Origin of the sequence: Sinorhizobium sp. KGO-5 (genome assembly GCF_036245905.1) — a bacterium.
Taxonomy (GTDB): domain Bacteria; phylum Pseudomonadota; class Alphaproteobacteria; order Rhizobiales; family Rhizobiaceae; genus Sinorhizobium; species Sinorhizobium meliloti_A.
The window spans coordinates 1,871,805-1,885,260 of the sequence record NZ_BDIZ01000001.1 but is presented as its reverse complement, the minus strand read 5'-3'; the positions used below and the strand labels follow the sequence as shown (position 1 = coordinate 1,885,260).

The window sequence follows — 13,456 nt, the reverse complement described above, 5'->3', positions numbered from 1 at the left end:
GCGACCTTAAGAGCCGCTCGTTGATTGAGGTTCGAGACACGTCAAAAACGACCGTACCCGGACTTCATTTCGTTGAAGACCGCGCCGATCGCTTCTCTTGTCGCGAGTTGACGCAGTCTTTGGAGGAATCGGCCGAAAAAGTCAACTCCCCGGCGCTTCCATTTTGGCAAAGGCAATGCCTATACCAGAATCTTCTCGATCTCGGCCGTAACCGTATCCACATCCGCCATGCCGTCCACGGTCTTCAACCGACCGGTTCGGGCGTAGTGTTCCGAAAGCGGAGCGGTCTTTTCCCGATATTCCTGCAGACGCCGCCGGAATGCTTCCGGATTGTCGTCCGAGCGTACGGTGCCGCCGGCCGCGACGGTTTCGGCTACGCGATTCTCCATGCGCCGCACAAGAGCTGCCTCATCGACTTTCAACTCGATGACCGCATCGAGCTTCAGGCCTTTTCCCTCAAGCATCCCGTCGAGCGCTACGGCCTGCGGGACCGTGCGCGGATAGCCGTCGAGAATGAAGCCCCTTGCGCAATCCGGCGAATCGATGCGGTCGGAGACGATCTCATTGACGATTTCGTCGGAGACGAGCTGGCCGGCATCCATCACGGCTTTCGCCCGCTTGCCGACCTCGGTCGCCTGAGCTACGGCCGCCCGAAGCATATCCCCCGTGGAAAGCTGCGGAATGCCGTATCTCTCCGTCAGAAGCTTGGCCTGAGTACCCTTGCCAGCGCCCGGCGGTCCCAAAAAAATTAACCTCATCGTCCCCTCTTTCCTCCGCGCAGCTTCGACTTCTTGATCAGCCCCTCATATTGCTGGGCAATGAGGTGACCCTGGATCTGTGCTACCGTATCGAGGGTCACACTGACAACAATCAAAAGCGACGTACCACCAAGGTAGAACGGCACCCCTGTCTGCGAGATGAGTATCTCAGGCAGGATGCAGACAAAGACCAGGTAGATCGCGCCGATGACGGTGATGCGCGTCAACACGTAATCGATGTATTCGGCCGTGCGCTCACCCGGGCGGATGCCCGGAACGAACCCGCCATGCTTCTTCAGATTGTCGGCCGTATCCTTCGGATTGAAGACGATGGCCGTATAGAAGAAGGCGAAAAAGGCGATCATCGCACCGTAAAGGATCATATAGAGCGGCTGACCGTGAGCGAGCGCACCGACGATCGCCGTTGCCCAGTCGGGCATGGTCGCGGTGTTGGCAAAGCCGGCGAGCGTGGCGGGCAGCAGGAGAAGCGACGACGCGAAGATCGCCGGGATCACACCCGAGGTGTTGAGCTTCAGCGGCAGGTGCGACGTGTCGCCCTGGAACATGCGGTTGCCGACCTGGCGCTTCGGATACTGGATCAGCAGGCGGCGCTGCGCGCGCTCGACGAAGACGATCAACGCGATCACGCCGACGACCATGACGATAATCGCAAGGATGAGAGGCGTCGACAGAGCACCGGTACGGCCGAGCTCAAGGGTTCCGGCAAGCGCCGAGGGCAGAGCGGCGACGATGCCGGCGAAGATGATCAGCGAAATACCGTTGCCGATGCCGCGGGAGGTGATCTGCTCACCGAGCCACATCAGGAACATCGTGCCGCCGAGCAGCGAAATAACGGTGGAAATCCGGAAGAACCAGCCCGGATCGTTGACGAGACCGCTGCCGCTTTCGAGACCGACGGCAATACCGTAGGCCTGCATCGCGCCCAGCAGCACCGTGCCGTAGCGGGTGTACTGGTTGATGACCTTGCGGCCCTGCTCGCCCTCTTTCTTCAGCTGCTCGAGCGCCGGAACGACCGACGTCATGAGCTGCACGATGATCGATGCGGAAATGTAGGGCATGATGCCGAGGGCGAAGATCGCCATGCGCTCGACCGCGCCGCCCGAGAACATGTTGAAGAGGCCGAGAATGCCCCCCGACTGCCCCTGAAATGCCTGCGCGAATGCGTCCGGGTTAAGGCCCGGCAACGGAATGTAGGTGCCAAGTCGATAGACCAGAAGCGCACCGAGAGTGAACCAAAGGCGCTTTTTCAGATCTTCCGCCTTGGCGAAAGTCGAAAAATTCAGGTTCGAGGCGAGCTGTTCCGCTGCAGAAGCCATGCAATTCTCCGCGTACCAAGTCTCGGAAACACGGGAAAACCCGGTCGTTCCGGATGGAATCAGTTTTCGTCGTGGAAAACCAGGCGCGAGGCGATTGTCGCTGCAATCGGATGCCTCACCGTGGTTTCCGTTATGTCCCGTCGCGGCAGCCGATTCGCTGCGCTTGGACGTGAGGCTCACATATGGGAGCAAAACCGCCCGGCGTGAAGCACCCCGGGCGGTTCATCAGTCATATTTATTCAGCGGCTGCGGAGAGCAGCTTGACGGAACCGCCAGCCTTTTCGATCTTCTCGATCGCAGGCTTGGAGGCGCCGGCAACTTCGAGCGAAACCTTCGCCTTCAGTTCGCCGTCGGCGAGAACGCGCACACCATCCTTGACGCGGCGGATAACGCCGGCGGCCTTGAGAGCGGCGGCATCGACGGTCTTGGAGGCGTCCAGCTTCTTGGCATCGACTGCGGCCTGAATCCGGCCGAGCGACACGACAACGAACTCCGAAGCGAAGATGTTGTTGAAGCCGCGCTTCGGCAGGCGGCGGTAGATGGGCATCTGACCGCCTTCGAAGCCGTTGATCGCGACGCCCGAACGCGCCTTCTGACCCTTTACACCGCGACCGGCCGTCTTGCCGGAACCGGAGCCGATACCGCGGCCCAGACGCTTGCGGTTCTTGGTCGCGCCTTCGTTGTCCTTGATTTCATTCAGTTTCATATCTCGATCCCCCTCACTTCTCGTCGACGACGCGAACGAGGTGCTGGACGGCCCGGATCATCCCGCGAACGGCCGGAGTGTCTTCCAGCGTGCGTACCCGGTGCATCTTGTTGAGGCCCAGACCGACGAGCGTCTGACGCTGCACGGCCGGACGGCGAATGGGGCTACCGATCTGCTCGACGGTAACCGTCTTCTTGGCAACTTCCTTCTTAGCCATCTGTCAGCTCCCTTATTCTTCGGAAGCAACGCCGGCGGAAACGCGACGGGACTGGAGCGTGGCGTACTTCATGCCGCGCTGTGCCGCGATATCCTTCGGGTGCATCTGGTTCTTGAGCGCGTCGAAGGTAGCGCGAACCATGTTGTAGGGGTTCGACGAGCCGGTCGACTTGGCTACGACGTCGTGAACGCCGAGCGTCTCGAAGACGGCGCGCATCGGGCCACCGGCGATGATACCGGTACCGGGCTTGGCCGAGCGCAGGAGCACCTTGCCGGCGCCATGACGGCCGTGCACGTCGTGGTGCAGAGTGCGGCCACCGCGCAGCGGTACGAAGATCAGGTCGCGCTTGGCGGCTTCCGTTGCCTTACGGATGGCTTCCGGCACTTCGCGTGCCTTGCCATGGCCGAAGCCGACACGGCCCTTCTGGTCGCCCACGACGACGAGAGCGGCGAAACCGAAACGACGACCGCCCTTCACCACCTTGGCGACGCGGTTGATAGCGACGAGCTTATCGACAAATTCGCTGTCGCGCTCTTCGCGGTTCTGGCGATCTTCGCGAGAACCTCTTCTTTCTTGTGCCATTGTCCTCTTCCTTTTTCTTTTCCGGGTGCAATCGGCAGATTGACGAAAGCCGCCTCGCTTCCTTGGAAATCGAAGCGGCCGGGGATTTGCGAAGCCGGGTTACGCCCGGGCATTGCGGCCCGGGCGACGAACTTTAGAAGTTCAGGCCGCCTTCGCGAGCTGCCTCGGCCAGCGCCTTGATGCGGCCGTGGTAGATGAAGGCGCCACGATCAAAGACAACGTCCTTGATGCCCGCCTTGGAAGCACGTTCTGCCAGGAGCTTGCCGACAGCCGTAGCGGCTTCGGTATCGGCGCCGGTCTTCAGCGAAGACCGCAGATCCGTGTCGAGGGTCGATGCCGAGGCAATCGTCTTGCCGGCAACATCGTCAATGATCTGCGCATAGATGTTCTTCGACGAGCGATGAACCGACAGGCGCGGGCGGCCATTGGCAACCGCCTTGATTTGACGGCGCACGCGGCTGGCGCGACGCACAAGAGTATCTTTCCTGCTAGCCATTTCGCGTGATCCTTACTTCTTCTTGCCTTCTTTGCGGACGATCCGCTCTTCGGCATACTTGACGCCCTTGCCCTTGTAGGGCTCGGGGCCACGGTATTCGCGGATTTCCGCGGCAACCTGGCCGACCTGCTGCTTGTTGATTCCGGAGACGACGATTTCCGTCGGCTTCGGCACAGCGATCGTGATGCCTTCCGGCGTCTGGTAGACGACGTCGTGGCTGAAACCGAGCGCGAGCTGCAGGTTCTTGCCCTGCATGGAAGCGCGGTAACCGACGCCGTTGATTTCGAGCTTGCGCTCGTAACCGTCCTTCACGCCCTTGAGGATGTTCTCGATCATCGTGCGGGACATGCCCCACTTTGCGCGAGCATCCTTGCTCTCGTTGAGCGGCTGAACGACAACCGTGTTGTTTTCGAGCTTCACCGAAACTTCGTCATTTGCGACGAAGAACAGTTCGCCCTTCGGGCCCTTTGCCGTTACCTTCTGGCCATCCACGTTAGCCGTGACGCCTGCCGGAACTTGAACGGGCTTCTTACCGATACGAGACATTTTTATACCTGTCTGTTCGCTATGGAGATCCTGCTCGATCTTAGAAGATCGAGCAAAGAACCTCGCCACCAACATTCTGTTCGCGTGCCTGGTGATCGGCCATCACGCCCTTCGGAGTCGAAAGGATGGTGATGCCGAGGCCGTTCGCGACCTGCGGAATGGACTTGACCGAGACATAGACCCGGCGGCCCGGCTTGGAGACGCGCGCGATCTCACGGATCACGGATGCGCCTTCGTAGTACTTCAACTCGATGTTCAGCTCGGCCTTGCCGTTGCCGAATTCGACCTCTGAGTATCCGCGGATGTAGCCTTCAGCCTGAAGGACATCCAGAACGCGTGCGCGAAGCTTGGAAGCCGGCGTCGAAACGCTCGACTTGCGGCGAGCAGCGCCGTTGCGGATACGGGTGAGCATATCGCCCAAAGGATCAGTCATTGCCATGTACCCGTCTCCTTACCAGCTCGACTTGACCACGCCCGGCACCTTGCCGAGATTGCCCAGTTCGCGAAGTGCAATACGCGACATGCGCAGCTTGCGATAATAGGCACGCGGACGGCCGGTCACTTCGCAACGATTGCGGATGCGGGTCTTGGACCCATCGCGGGGCAGTTCGGCCAGCTTGAGGGTGGCCTTGAACCGCTCTTCGATCGGCAAAGACTGGTTCATGATGATCGCCTTCAGGACCGCGCGCTTGGCGGCGTGATTGGCAACCAGTTTGCGGCGGCGCTTGTTCTTTTCAACTGCGCTCGTTTTCGCCATAACAGTTATCCTTCTTTACGCTTGCCGTTACGGATTACTGACGGAACGGGAAGTTGAACTCTTTGAGAAGAGCGCGTGCTTCGTCGTCGTTAGTTGCCGTCGTGCAAACGATGATGTCCATGCCCCACATCTGATCAACCTTGTCGTAGTTGATCTCAGGGAACACAATGTGCTCCTTGATGCCCATGGCAAAGTTGCCACGACCATCGAAGGACTTCGGATTGAGGCCGCGGAAGTCTCGAACACGCGGAAGAGCGATGTTGATGAGACGATCCAGGAACTCATACATCCGAACGCCGCGCAGGGTAACCTTGGCACCAATCGGCATGCCTTCGCGAAGCTTGAAGCCGGCGATGGAGTTGCGAGCGCGGGTGATGACCGGCTTCTGGCCGGCAATCGCAGCGAGGTCGGCAGCAGCAACGGTCGGCTTCTTGGAATCGCCGGTCGCTTCGCCAACACCCATGTTGATGACGATCTTGTCGAGGCGCGGGATCTGCATTTCGTTGGCGTAGGAGAACTGCTCCTGCATCGCCTTGCGGATGCGCTCTACATATTCCTTCTTGAGCCGGGACTCATAAGCGGACTTAGCCATCGATCACATCTCCCGAACGCTTGGCCACGCGGACCTTCTTGTCACCATCGATCTTGAAACCGACGCGGGTCGGCTTGCCGTCCTTCGGATCGGCGATCGCGATGTTCGAAAGGTGGATCGAGGCTTCCTTGGTGATAATGCCGGCTTCCTGGTTCTGAGTCTGGCGCTGGTGACGCTTCACCACGTTGACGCCGCGCACGAGAGCCCTGTCTTCCTTCGGCATGACCTGAATGACTTCGCCGGTACGGCCCTTGTCCTTACCGGTCAGAACGACGACCTTGTCGCCTTTGCGAATCTTTTGCATCTCTGATCGCTCCCTTAGAGTACTTCCGGAGCCAGCGAGATGATCTTCATGTGGTTCTTGGCGCGGAGTTCGCGCGGAACCGGTCCGAAGATACGGGTGCCGATCGGCTCTTTCTTGTTGTCGATGAGAACGGCTGCGTTGGTGTCGAAACGGATGACGCTGCCATCCGCACGGCGGATGTCTTTCGCGGTGCGAACGACAACAGCCTTCATGACATCACCCTTCTTCACGCGGCCGCGCGGAATGGCTTCCTTGATCGAAACGACAATGATGTCGCCGATCGACGCGTATTTACGCTTGGAGCCGCCCAGCACCTTGATGCACATGACACGACGTGCGCCGGAATTATCCGCCACGTCGAGGTTTGTTTGCATCTGAATCATGTCAGGTCGCCTTCTTGTTGTTACCAGGCCGGTTGGGTCGAAACCCCCTCGCCCGGCTTATTGTGCTCATCTCAAAGCAAAAGAACGCTCGAACTCGAGCGTTCCTCGGCTTTAATTGCGTGCTTCATACAGATATTTGCCCGAGACGCAAGGGTCCGGCGGTCAAAACCTGCAGAAATCAAGACTGGGCGGAAACGACCGTCCAGCGCTTGTCCTTGGAAATCGGCGCGCATTCCTCGATGGAAACGAGGTCGCCGACCTTGAACTGGTTGTTCTCGTCGTGAGCCTTGTACTTCTTGGAACGACGAACGGTCTTCTGAAGGATCGGGTGCGCAAAGCGGCGCTCGACCCGGACGACGACGGTCTTGTCGTTCTTGTCGCTGACGACGGTGCCCTGCAGAATGCGTTTCGGCATAGTGTTCTGGTCCTTAGGCCTTGGCTTCTGCCGCCTTCTGGCGGGCAATGGTTTTGATGCGTGCGATGTCCTTGCGGACCTCGTTGATACGCGAAGATTTCTCGAGCTGGCCAGTCGCCTTCTGGAAGCGCAGGTTGAACTGCTCCTTCTTCAGCTTGGCAAGCTCTTCCTTGAGTTGGTCGGCGCTCAGAGCGCGAACATCTGCGGCTTTCATGAGCTTCACTCCTTACTCTGCGATACGCTGCACGAAGCGCGTCTTGACAGAGAGCTTGGCAGCGCCGAGGCGAAGTGCTTCGCGGGCGAGCTCCTCGTTGACACCGTCGATCTCGAACATCATGCGGCCGGGCTTGACCTTGCATGCCCAGTATTCGACCGAACCCTTGCCCTTACCCATGCGGACTTCGGTCGGCTTTGCCGTGACCGGAACGTCGGGGAATACCCGGATCCAGACGCGGCCGGCGCGCTTCATATGACGGGTGATCGCACGGCGGGCCGCTTCGATCTCGCGAGCATTGACGCGGTTGGGCTCCTGGGCCTTCAGACCGAACTCGCCGAAGGCGAGGTCAGAGCCGCCCTTCGCGACGCCCTTGATGCGCCCCTTGAACTGCTTGCGATACTTCGTACGCTTTGGCTGCAACATTTTTTTACTTCTCCGATATTGGCTGCCACGCGCGAATGTTACGCGTTCTCGCGGCGACGCTCTCTGCCGCTACCGCCCTGGTTGTCACTCTCGGTCGCGCGGCGCTCGGAAGCCATCGGATCGTGCTCAAGGATTTCGCCCTTGAAGATCCAGACCTTGACACCGCAGATACCGAAAGCGGTTTCCGCTTCGGCCGTGCCGTAGTCGATGTCGGCGCGCAGCGTATGCAGCGGAACGCGGCCTTCACGATACCATTCGGTACGGGCGATTTCCGCACCGCCGAGACGGCCGGCGCAGGTGATCTTGATGCCTTCGGCGCCGAGGCGCATCGCCGACTGAACGGCACGCTTCATCGCACGACGGAACGCTACGCGGCGCTCGAGCTGCTGAGCGATCGACTGCGCAACGAGCGTTGCGTCGACTTCCGGCTTGCGCACTTCGACGATGTTGAGGTGCGTTTCCGAATTGGTCATCTCGGAAAGCTTCCTGCGAAGCTTTTCGATGTCGGCGCCCTTCTTGCCGATGATCAGGCCCGGGCGTGCCGAGTGGATCGTCACGCGGCACTTCTTGTGCGGACGCTCGATCACGACCTTGGCGATACCGGCCGACTTCAGCTCTTCCATCAGATAGGCGCGGATCTTCAGGTCTTCGTGAAGAAGCTGGCCGTATTCCGCGTTGTCCGCGAACCAACGGCTATCCCAGGTCCGGTTGATGCCGAGACGGAAACCGATCGGATTAATCTTCTGGCCCATTATGCGGCCTCCCCTTTGGCTTCCACTTCACGAACGACGATCGTCAAGTGCGCGAACGGCTTTTCGACCCGCGATGCACGGCCGCGACCACGGGCGTGGAAGCGCTTCATCACGATCGACTTGCCAACAAAAGCTTCTGCGACGATGAGCGAATCAACGTCGAGATCATGGTTGTTCTCTGCGTTGGCGATCGCAGATTCAAGCGTCTTCTTGACGGTGCCTGCGATGCGCTTGCGCGAGAACTCGAGTTCGGCCAGAGCCCGGTCGACCTTCTTGCCGCGGATCAGCGCGGCAACGAGGTTGAGCTTCTGGGGGCTGACGCGGATCGTGCGCGCAACTGCCTGCGCCTCATTATCCTTCAGCCGGCGTTCGGCTTTTGCCTTGCCCATCGTTACTTCCTCTTCGCTTTCTTGTCCGCGCCATGACCATAATAGGTCCGGGTCGGAGCGAATTCACCGAACTTGTGACCGACCATTTCTTCGGACACCGAGACGGGAACGTGCTTGTTGCCGTTGTAGACGCCGAAGGTCAGACCGACGAACTGCGGAAGGATCGTGGAGCGACGGCTCCACATCTTGATCACTTCGTTGCGGCCGCCTTCGCGGACCTTCTCAGCCTTCTTGAGAAGATAACCGTCAACAAACGGACCTTTCCATACTGAACGAGCCACTTGAGACTTCCTCTCTTACTTCTTGCGCTGGTGACGCGAGCGCATAATGAACTTGTCGGTCGACTTATTGGAGCGCGTGCGCTTGCCCTTTGTGGGCTTGCCCCATGGCGTGACCGGATGGCGACCACCGGAGGTGCGGCCTTCACCGCCGCCGTGCGGATGGTCAACCGGGTTCATGACGACGCCGCGTACGTGCGGACGCTTGCCGCGCCAACGCGAACGGCCGGCCTTACCATCATTGATGTTGCCGTGATCGGGGTTCGATACAGCACCGATCGATGCGAGGCAAGAGCCGTGCACCAGACGCTGCTCGCCCGAGTTCAGGCGCAGGATCGCCATGCCCTGGTCACGGCCGACGAGCTGAGCGTAGGTTCCGGCGGAGCGAGCGATCTGACCGCCCTTGCCCGGCTTCATCTCCACATTGTGGATGATGGAGCCGACCGGAATGTACTGCAGCGGCATCGCATTGCCGGGCTTGACGTCGACGGCCTTTTCCGAGGCAATCACCTTGTCGCCGACAGCCAGGCGCTGCGGCGCAAGGATATAGGCCTGCTCACCGTCCGCGTAGTTGACCAGCGCGATGAACGCCGTGCGGTTCGGGTCGTATTCCAGACGCTCGACCGTGCCTTCGACGTCGAACTTGCGACGCTTGAAGTCGACCAGACGGTAGGTCCGCTTGTGACCACCGCCCTGGAAACGAACGGTGATGCGGCCCAGGTTGTTGCGACCGCCCTTGGAGGACAGACCCTCGGTCAGCGCCTTGACCGGCTTGCCCTTGTAGAGGCCGGCCCGGCTGACGATGACCAGTTGACGCTGGCTCGGCGTCGTCGGATTGAAACTTTTCAATGCCATTTTCTTGTTCCCTTTTGGGTTTTTACCCTAATGGGCCTATCCGTTAGAGACCGGTGGAAACGTCGATGGACTGACCGTCGGCGAGCGTTACGATCGCCTTCTTCACGTCCTTCTGCTTTCCGGCGAAGCCGCGGAAGCGCTTCAACTTGCCCTTGCGGACGAGCGTGTTCACGGCCGTGACCTTCACGCCGAACAGCGCTTCGACGGCAGCCTTGATCTCAGGCTTCGAAGCACCCTTGGCGACATTGAAGACGACCTGGTTCTGTTCGGAGACCAGCGTCGACTTTTCAGTGATCGAGGGAGACACGATCACGTCGTAGTGGCGAAGATCCGTCATTTGAACCGCTCCTCCAGAGCTTCCACAGCAGCCTTGGAAAGCACGAGCTTGCCACGGCGCAGAATGTCGTAAACGTTGATGCCCTGAACCGGCAGAACGTCCACATTCGGGATGTTCTGGGCGGCGAGCTTGAAGTTGCCTTCGATCTCGGCTCCGCCGATAATCAGGGCGTTGGTGAGGCCGAGCGAGGCGAATGCCCCGGCGAGCGCCTTCGTCTTTGCTTCGTTGGCGACGAGATCGTCGATGACGATGATGTCTTCGGCCTTCAGCTTGGCAGACAGCGCATGGCGCAGGCCCAGTGCGCGGATCTTCTTCGGAAGATCGTGCGCATGGCTGCGGACGACCGGCCCGTGAGCCTTGCCGCCGCCGCGGAACTGCGGAGCACGAGCCGAATGGTGGCGGGCGCGGCCCGTACCCTTCTGCTTGTACATCTTGGCGCCGGTGCGGGAAACTTCCGCACGGCCCTTGGACTTGTGCGTGCCCTGCTGGCGCTTTGCGAGCTGCCAGCGAACGACGCGGGCAATGATGTCTTCACGAGGCTCGAGACCGAAAATGGCGTCGGAAAGGGAAACCTTTCCCGCGTCCTTGCCCTCGAGGGTTTTGACGGTGAGATCCATTATTCGGCTCCCTTACTTCGATTCTGCGGCGCGCACTGCGGCAGGGCGCGGTGCGCCTTCCGGAGTGCCCGACTTGATGGCGTCACGGACGACGATCCAGGAACCCTTGGAGCCGGGAACTGCACCCTTGACCAGGATCAGACCGCGGTCTTCATCGGTCGATACGACTTCGAGGTTCTGCGTGGTGACGCGCGTCTGGCCCATGTGACCAGCCATGCGCTTGCCCTTCCAGACGCGGCCCGGGTCCTGGTTGGAACCGGTCGAACCATGCGAACGGTGCGATACGGACACGCCGTGCGTTGCACGCAGGCCGCCGAAGTTGTGGCGCTTGATCGCGCCGGCAAAACCCTTACCGATGGTGGTGCCGGTAACGTCCACGAGCTGCCCGGCGACGAAATGGCCCGCCGTAAGCTCGGCGCCAATGTCGATCAGGTTGTCGGCGCTCACGCGGAACTCGACGAGCTTTGCCTTCGGCTCAACGCTGGCAGCGGCAAAATGGCCGCGCATGGCCTTCGGCGTATTCTTGACCTTCGAACGGCCGGCACCCAGCTGAACTGCGGTATAACCGTTCTTCTCTTCCGTGCGGTGGGACACTACCTGGCAGTTCTCCAGCCGCAATACTGTTACCGGGATATGCTCGCCGGCGTCGTTGTAGACGCGGGTCATTCCCACCTTCTGTGCAATCACACCTGAACGCATCGGTTCACGCCTCTTGTTTAGGGTTCCCGTCCGGCGCTTCACACACCTTCCGGTTTCCTGTTCCTGGAAGCCGTTGGAGAAACTCCACGTACCTTCCTTGTTATTTCGGCTTGCGCCGGGTCTTACAGCTTGATCTCGACGTCTACGCCGGCGGCCAGATCGAGCTTCATCAGCGCGTCCACCGTCTGCGGGGTCGGATCAACGATATCGAGAAGACGCTTGTGCGTGCGCATCTCGAACTGTTCGCGGCTCTTCTTGTCGACGTGGGGCGACCGGTTGACCGTGAATTTCTCAATCCGGGTCGGAAGCGGCACGGGCCCGCGCACACTCGCACCGGTGCGCTTGGCCGTCGACACGATTTCGCGCGTGGAGGCATCGAGGATCCGGTGATCAAACGCCTTGAGGCGGATGCGGATATTCTGGCCGTTCATTCGACTTGTCCTTGCTCGTGTTTTCCGGTGTGCTCACGAAGCACACACTTGAAGTATTCGTTTCGCTTAGCCGCTTCTTTTCAAAAATCGCAGGGACATGGCCGACCATGTCCCTGCCGAAACGGCTCAAGCCGTTTTCTTGTTATTCGACGATGGAGGCGACGATGCCTGCGCCGACGGTGCGGCCGCCTTCGCGGATAGCGAAGCGCAGCTTTTCTTCCATCGCGATCGGCACGATCAGCTCGACGTCAACCGTGACGTTGTCGCCCGGCATGACCATTTCCGTGCCTTCCGGAAGCGTCACGATGCCGGTCACGTCCGTCGTGCGGAAGTAGAACTGCGGACGGTAGTTGGTGAAGAACGGCGTGTGACGGCCACCCTCTTCCTTCGTCAGGATGTAGGCTTCGGCCTTGAACTTGCGGTGCGGCTTGACCGAACCCGGCTTGCACAGAATCTGACCGCGCTCGACGCCGTTGCGGTCGACACCGCGAAGCAGCGCGCCGATGTTGTCGCCGGCCTGGCCCTGGTCGAGCAGCTTGCGGAACATTTCAACGCCGGTGCAGGTCGTCTTCGTCGTCGGACGGATGCCGACGATCTCGATTTCCTCACCGACCTTGACGATGCCGCGCTCGACGCGACCGGTCACGACCGTACCGCGGCCCGAGATCGAGAACACGTCTTCGATCGGCATCAGGAACGGCTGGTCGATCGGACGCTCAGGCGTCGGGATGTAGGCGTCGACCGCAGCCATCAGCTCGCGGATCGCGTCTTCGCCGATCTTCTTGTCCGAATCTTCAAGCGCAGCCAAAGCCGAACCCTTGATGATCGGAATGTCGTCGCCCGGGAATTCGTAGGACGACAGCAGCTCGCGCACTTCCAGCTCGACCAGCTCGAGCAGTTCAGCGTCGTCGACCTGGTCGACCTTGTTCAGGAACACCACGATCGCCGGAACGCCGACCTGGCGAGCGAGCAGGATGTGCTCGCGCGTCTGCGGCATCGGGCCGTCAGCGGCCGAAACAACCAGGATCGCGCCGTCCATCTGCGCCGCACCGGTGATCATGTTCTTGACGTAGTCGGCGTGGCCGGGGCAGTCGACGTGCGCATAGTGACGGTTCGGCGTCTCGTATTCGACGTGCGCCGTCGAAATGGTGATGCCGCGCGCCTTTTCTTCCGGCGCAGCGTCGATCTGGTCATACGCCTTGAACTCGCCGAAATACTTCGTGATCGCTGCCGTCAGCGACGTCTTGCCATGGTCAACGTGGCCAATCGTGCCAATGTTGACGTGCGGCTTATTGCGCTCAAATTTGCTCTTTGCCATTTCCGGCTCTCCGTTTCCTGTCCCCTAGAGGGGAAATCTTTTCATTC

Annotated in this window: 24 protein-coding genes; all 24 read right to left on the bottom strand. The window is 60.2% G+C overall.

The window, feature by feature from the left end:
- Window positions 1-179 precede the first annotated feature (179 nt).
- Window positions 180-758 (bottom strand): adenylate kinase, encoded by a 579-nt coding sequence (locus BHD07_RS09050; protein ID WP_127712653.1) that lies wholly within the window; start codon window positions 756-758, stop codon window positions 180-182.
- Window positions 755-2,095 (bottom strand): preprotein translocase subunit SecY, encoded by a 1,341-nt coding sequence (gene secY, locus BHD07_RS09045; RefSeq protein ID WP_018099556.1) that lies wholly within the window; start codon window positions 2,093-2,095, stop codon window positions 755-757. The genes BHD07_RS09050 and secY overlap by 4 nt, the downstream gene beginning before the upstream one ends.
- Before the next feature lie 235 nt (window positions 2,096-2,330).
- The gene (gene rplO, locus BHD07_RS09040) at window positions 2,331-2,801 is read right to left on the bottom strand and encodes a 50S ribosomal protein L15 (protein WP_018099555.1); all 471 of its coding nucleotides are present in this window, start codon (window positions 2,799-2,801) and stop codon (window positions 2,331-2,333) included.
- Window positions 2,802-2,814: 13 nt separating this feature from the next.
- Window positions 2,815-3,018, bottom strand: coding sequence for a 50S ribosomal protein L30 (gene rpmD / locus BHD07_RS09035; RefSeq protein WP_003536508.1), 204 nt, complete (start codon window positions 3,016-3,018; stop codon window positions 2,815-2,817).
- Window positions 3,019-3,030: 12 nt separating this feature from the next.
- The gene (rpsE, locus tag BHD07_RS09030) at window positions 3,031-3,600 is read right to left on the bottom strand and encodes a 30S ribosomal protein S5 (RefSeq protein ID WP_003536510.1); all 570 of its coding nucleotides are present in this window, start codon (window positions 3,598-3,600) and stop codon (window positions 3,031-3,033) included.
- 133 nt (window positions 3,601-3,733) lie between these two features.
- Complete coding sequence (gene rplR, locus BHD07_RS09025) at window positions 3,734-4,096, bottom strand: 50S ribosomal protein L18 (protein ID WP_003536512.1); 363 nt, start codon at window positions 4,094-4,096, stop codon at window positions 3,734-3,736.
- Between the two features lie 12 nt (window positions 4,097-4,108).
- The gene (gene rplF / locus BHD07_RS09020) at window positions 4,109-4,642 is read right to left on the bottom strand and encodes a 50S ribosomal protein L6 (protein WP_003536514.1); all 534 of its coding nucleotides are present in this window, start codon (window positions 4,640-4,642) and stop codon (window positions 4,109-4,111) included.
- Between the two features lie 40 nt (window positions 4,643-4,682).
- The gene (rpsH, locus tag BHD07_RS09015; protein ID WP_003536517.1) at window positions 4,683-5,081 is read right to left on the bottom strand and encodes a 30S ribosomal protein S8; all 399 of its coding nucleotides are present in this window, start codon (window positions 5,079-5,081) and stop codon (window positions 4,683-4,685) included.
- A gap of 12 nt (window positions 5,082-5,093) precedes the next feature.
- On the bottom strand, window positions 5,094-5,399 hold the full coding sequence (gene rpsN / locus BHD07_RS09010; protein WP_003536519.1) for a 30S ribosomal protein S14: 306 nt from the start codon (window positions 5,397-5,399) through the stop codon (window positions 5,094-5,096).
- A 34-nt stretch (window positions 5,400-5,433) separates the two neighbouring features.
- Entirely contained in the window at window positions 5,434-5,991 is a 558-nt protein-coding gene (gene rplE, locus BHD07_RS09005) for a 50S ribosomal protein L5 (protein ID WP_003536522.1), read from the bottom strand.
- Entirely contained in the window at window positions 5,984-6,295 is a 312-nt protein-coding gene (gene rplX / locus BHD07_RS09000; protein ID WP_003536524.1) for a 50S ribosomal protein L24, read from the bottom strand. Before rplX ends, rplE begins: the two co-directional genes overlap by 8 nt.
- A gap of 14 nt (window positions 6,296-6,309) precedes the next feature.
- The gene (gene rplN / locus BHD07_RS08995; protein ID WP_003536525.1) at window positions 6,310-6,678 is read right to left on the bottom strand and encodes a 50S ribosomal protein L14; all 369 of its coding nucleotides are present in this window, start codon (window positions 6,676-6,678) and stop codon (window positions 6,310-6,312) included.
- Window positions 6,679-6,856: 178 nt separating this feature from the next.
- Window positions 6,857-7,093, bottom strand: coding sequence for a 30S ribosomal protein S17 (gene rpsQ, locus BHD07_RS08990; protein ID WP_003536527.1), 237 nt, complete (start codon window positions 7,091-7,093; stop codon window positions 6,857-6,859).
- A 13-nt stretch (window positions 7,094-7,106) separates the two neighbouring features.
- Entirely contained in the window at window positions 7,107-7,307 is a 201-nt protein-coding gene (gene rpmC / locus BHD07_RS08985) for a 50S ribosomal protein L29 (protein ID WP_003536529.1), read from the bottom strand.
- 12 nt (window positions 7,308-7,319) lie between these two features.
- Complete coding sequence (gene rplP, locus BHD07_RS08980) at window positions 7,320-7,733, bottom strand: 50S ribosomal protein L16 (RefSeq protein WP_003536531.1); 414 nt, start codon at window positions 7,731-7,733, stop codon at window positions 7,320-7,322.
- 38 nt (window positions 7,734-7,771) lie between these two features.
- Complete coding sequence (gene rpsC, locus BHD07_RS08975) at window positions 7,772-8,485, bottom strand: 30S ribosomal protein S3 (RefSeq protein ID WP_018099553.1); 714 nt, start codon at window positions 8,483-8,485, stop codon at window positions 7,772-7,774.
- Window positions 8,485-8,874 carry a 50S ribosomal protein L22 gene (rplV, locus tag BHD07_RS08970; RefSeq protein WP_003536535.1) on the bottom strand — a complete coding sequence of 130 codons (390 nt, stop codon included), beginning with the start codon at window positions 8,872-8,874 and terminating at the stop codon, window positions 8,485-8,487. The genes rpsC and rplV overlap by 1 nt, the downstream gene beginning before the upstream one ends.
- Before the next feature lie 2 nt (window positions 8,875-8,876).
- Entirely contained in the window at window positions 8,877-9,155 is a 279-nt protein-coding gene (rpsS, locus tag BHD07_RS08965; protein WP_002964358.1) for a 30S ribosomal protein S19, read from the bottom strand.
- Window positions 9,156-9,170: 15 nt separating this feature from the next.
- Entirely contained in the window at window positions 9,171-10,007 is an 837-nt protein-coding gene (gene rplB, locus BHD07_RS08960; protein WP_018099552.1) for a 50S ribosomal protein L2, read from the bottom strand.
- A 43-nt stretch (window positions 10,008-10,050) separates the two neighbouring features.
- Window positions 10,051-10,344, bottom strand: a complete 294-nt coding sequence (locus tag BHD07_RS08955; protein ID WP_003536621.1) for a 50S ribosomal protein L23 — start codon at window positions 10,342-10,344, stop codon at window positions 10,051-10,053.
- Window positions 10,341-10,961: a 50S ribosomal protein L4 gene (rplD, locus tag BHD07_RS08950; protein WP_003536623.1), complete on the bottom strand. Its 621-nt coding sequence runs from the start codon at window positions 10,959-10,961 to the stop codon at window positions 10,341-10,343. The genes BHD07_RS08955 and rplD overlap by 4 nt, the downstream gene beginning before the upstream one ends.
- A gap of 12 nt (window positions 10,962-10,973) precedes the next feature.
- Window positions 10,974-11,660, bottom strand: a complete 687-nt coding sequence (gene rplC / locus BHD07_RS08945; protein ID WP_010969195.1) for a 50S ribosomal protein L3 — start codon at window positions 11,658-11,660, stop codon at window positions 10,974-10,976.
- A gap of 122 nt (window positions 11,661-11,782) precedes the next feature.
- Window positions 11,783-12,091 carry a 30S ribosomal protein S10 gene (gene rpsJ / locus BHD07_RS08940; protein WP_003507767.1) on the bottom strand — a complete coding sequence of 103 codons (309 nt, stop codon included), beginning with the start codon at window positions 12,089-12,091 and terminating at the stop codon, window positions 11,783-11,785.
- 142 nt (window positions 12,092-12,233) lie between these two features.
- Window positions 12,234-13,409 carry an elongation factor Tu gene (tuf, locus tag BHD07_RS08935; RefSeq protein ID WP_100672242.1) on the bottom strand — a complete coding sequence of 392 codons (1,176 nt, stop codon included), beginning with the start codon at window positions 13,407-13,409 and terminating at the stop codon, window positions 12,234-12,236.
- Between the last annotated feature and the right edge of the window lie 47 nt (window positions 13,410-13,456).

Excerpts from the sequence above, each read along its gene's own strand:
- BHD07_RS09050 (WP_127712653.1), bottom strand. The coding sequence starts at position 758 with ATGAGGTTAATTTTTTTGGGACCGCCGGGCGCTGGCAAGGGTACTCAG.
- secY (WP_018099556.1), bottom strand. The coding sequence starts at position 2,095 with ATGGCTTCTGCAGCGGAACAGCTCGCCTCGAACCTGAATTTTTCGACT.
- rplO (WP_018099555.1), bottom strand. The coding sequence starts at position 2,801 with ATGAAACTGAATGAAATCAAGGACAACGAAGGCGCGACCAAGAACCGC.
- rpmD (WP_003536508.1), bottom strand. The coding sequence starts at position 3,018 with ATGGCTAAGAAGGAAGTTGCCAAGAAGACGGTTACCGTCGAGCAGATC.
- rpsE (WP_003536510.1), bottom strand. The coding sequence starts at position 3,600 with ATGGCACAAGAAAGAAGAGGTTCTCGCGAAGATCGCCAGAACCGCGAA.
- rplR (WP_003536512.1), bottom strand. The coding sequence starts at position 4,096 with ATGGCTAGCAGGAAAGATACTCTTGTGCGTCGCGCCAGCCGCGTGCGC.
- rplF (WP_003536514.1), bottom strand. The coding sequence starts at position 4,642 with ATGTCTCGTATCGGTAAGAAGCCCGTTCAAGTTCCGGCAGGCGTCACG.
- rpsH (WP_003536517.1), bottom strand. The coding sequence starts at position 5,081 with ATGGCAATGACTGATCCTTTGGGCGATATGCTCACCCGTATCCGCAAC.
- rpsN (WP_003536519.1), bottom strand. The coding sequence starts at position 5,399 with ATGGCGAAAACGAGCGCAGTTGAAAAGAACAAGCGCCGCCGCAAACTG.
- rplE (WP_003536522.1), bottom strand. The coding sequence starts at position 5,991 with ATGGCTAAGTCCGCTTATGAGTCCCGGCTCAAGAAGGAATATGTAGAG.
- rplX (WP_003536524.1), bottom strand. The coding sequence starts at position 6,295 with ATGCAAAAGATTCGCAAAGGCGACAAGGTCGTCGTTCTGACCGGTAAG.
- rplN (WP_003536525.1), bottom strand. The coding sequence starts at position 6,678 with ATGATTCAGATGCAAACAAACCTCGACGTGGCGGATAATTCCGGCGCA.
- rpsQ (WP_003536527.1), bottom strand. The coding sequence starts at position 7,093 with ATGCCGAAACGCATTCTGCAGGGCACCGTCGTCAGCGACAAGAACGAC.
- rpmC (WP_003536529.1), bottom strand. The coding sequence starts at position 7,307 with ATGAAAGCCGCAGATGTTCGCGCTCTGAGCGCCGACCAACTCAAGGAA.
- rplP (WP_003536531.1), bottom strand. The coding sequence starts at position 7,733 with ATGTTGCAGCCAAAGCGTACGAAGTATCGCAAGCAGTTCAAGGGGCGC.
- rpsC (WP_018099553.1), bottom strand. The coding sequence starts at position 8,485 with ATGGGCCAGAAGATTAATCCGATCGGTTTCCGTCTCGGCATCAACCGG.
- rplV (WP_003536535.1), bottom strand. The coding sequence starts at position 8,874 with ATGGGCAAGGCAAAAGCCGAACGCCGGCTGAAGGATAATGAGGCGCAG.
- rplB (WP_018099552.1), bottom strand. The coding sequence starts at position 10,007 with ATGGCATTGAAAAGTTTCAATCCGACGACGCCGAGCCAGCGTCAACTG.
- BHD07_RS08955 (WP_003536621.1), bottom strand. The coding sequence starts at position 10,344 with ATGACGGATCTTCGCCACTACGACGTGATCGTGTCTCCCTCGATCACT.
- rplD (WP_003536623.1), bottom strand. The coding sequence starts at position 10,961 with ATGGATCTCACCGTCAAAACCCTCGAGGGCAAGGACGCGGGAAAGGTT.
- rplC (WP_010969195.1), bottom strand. The coding sequence starts at position 11,660 with ATGCGTTCAGGTGTGATTGCACAGAAGGTGGGAATGACCCGCGTCTAC.
- rpsJ (WP_003507767.1), bottom strand. The coding sequence starts at position 12,091 with ATGAACGGCCAGAATATCCGCATCCGCCTCAAGGCGTTTGATCACCGG.
- tuf (WP_100672242.1), bottom strand. The coding sequence starts at position 13,409 with ATGGCAAAGAGCAAATTTGAGCGCAATAAGCCGCACGTCAACATTGGC.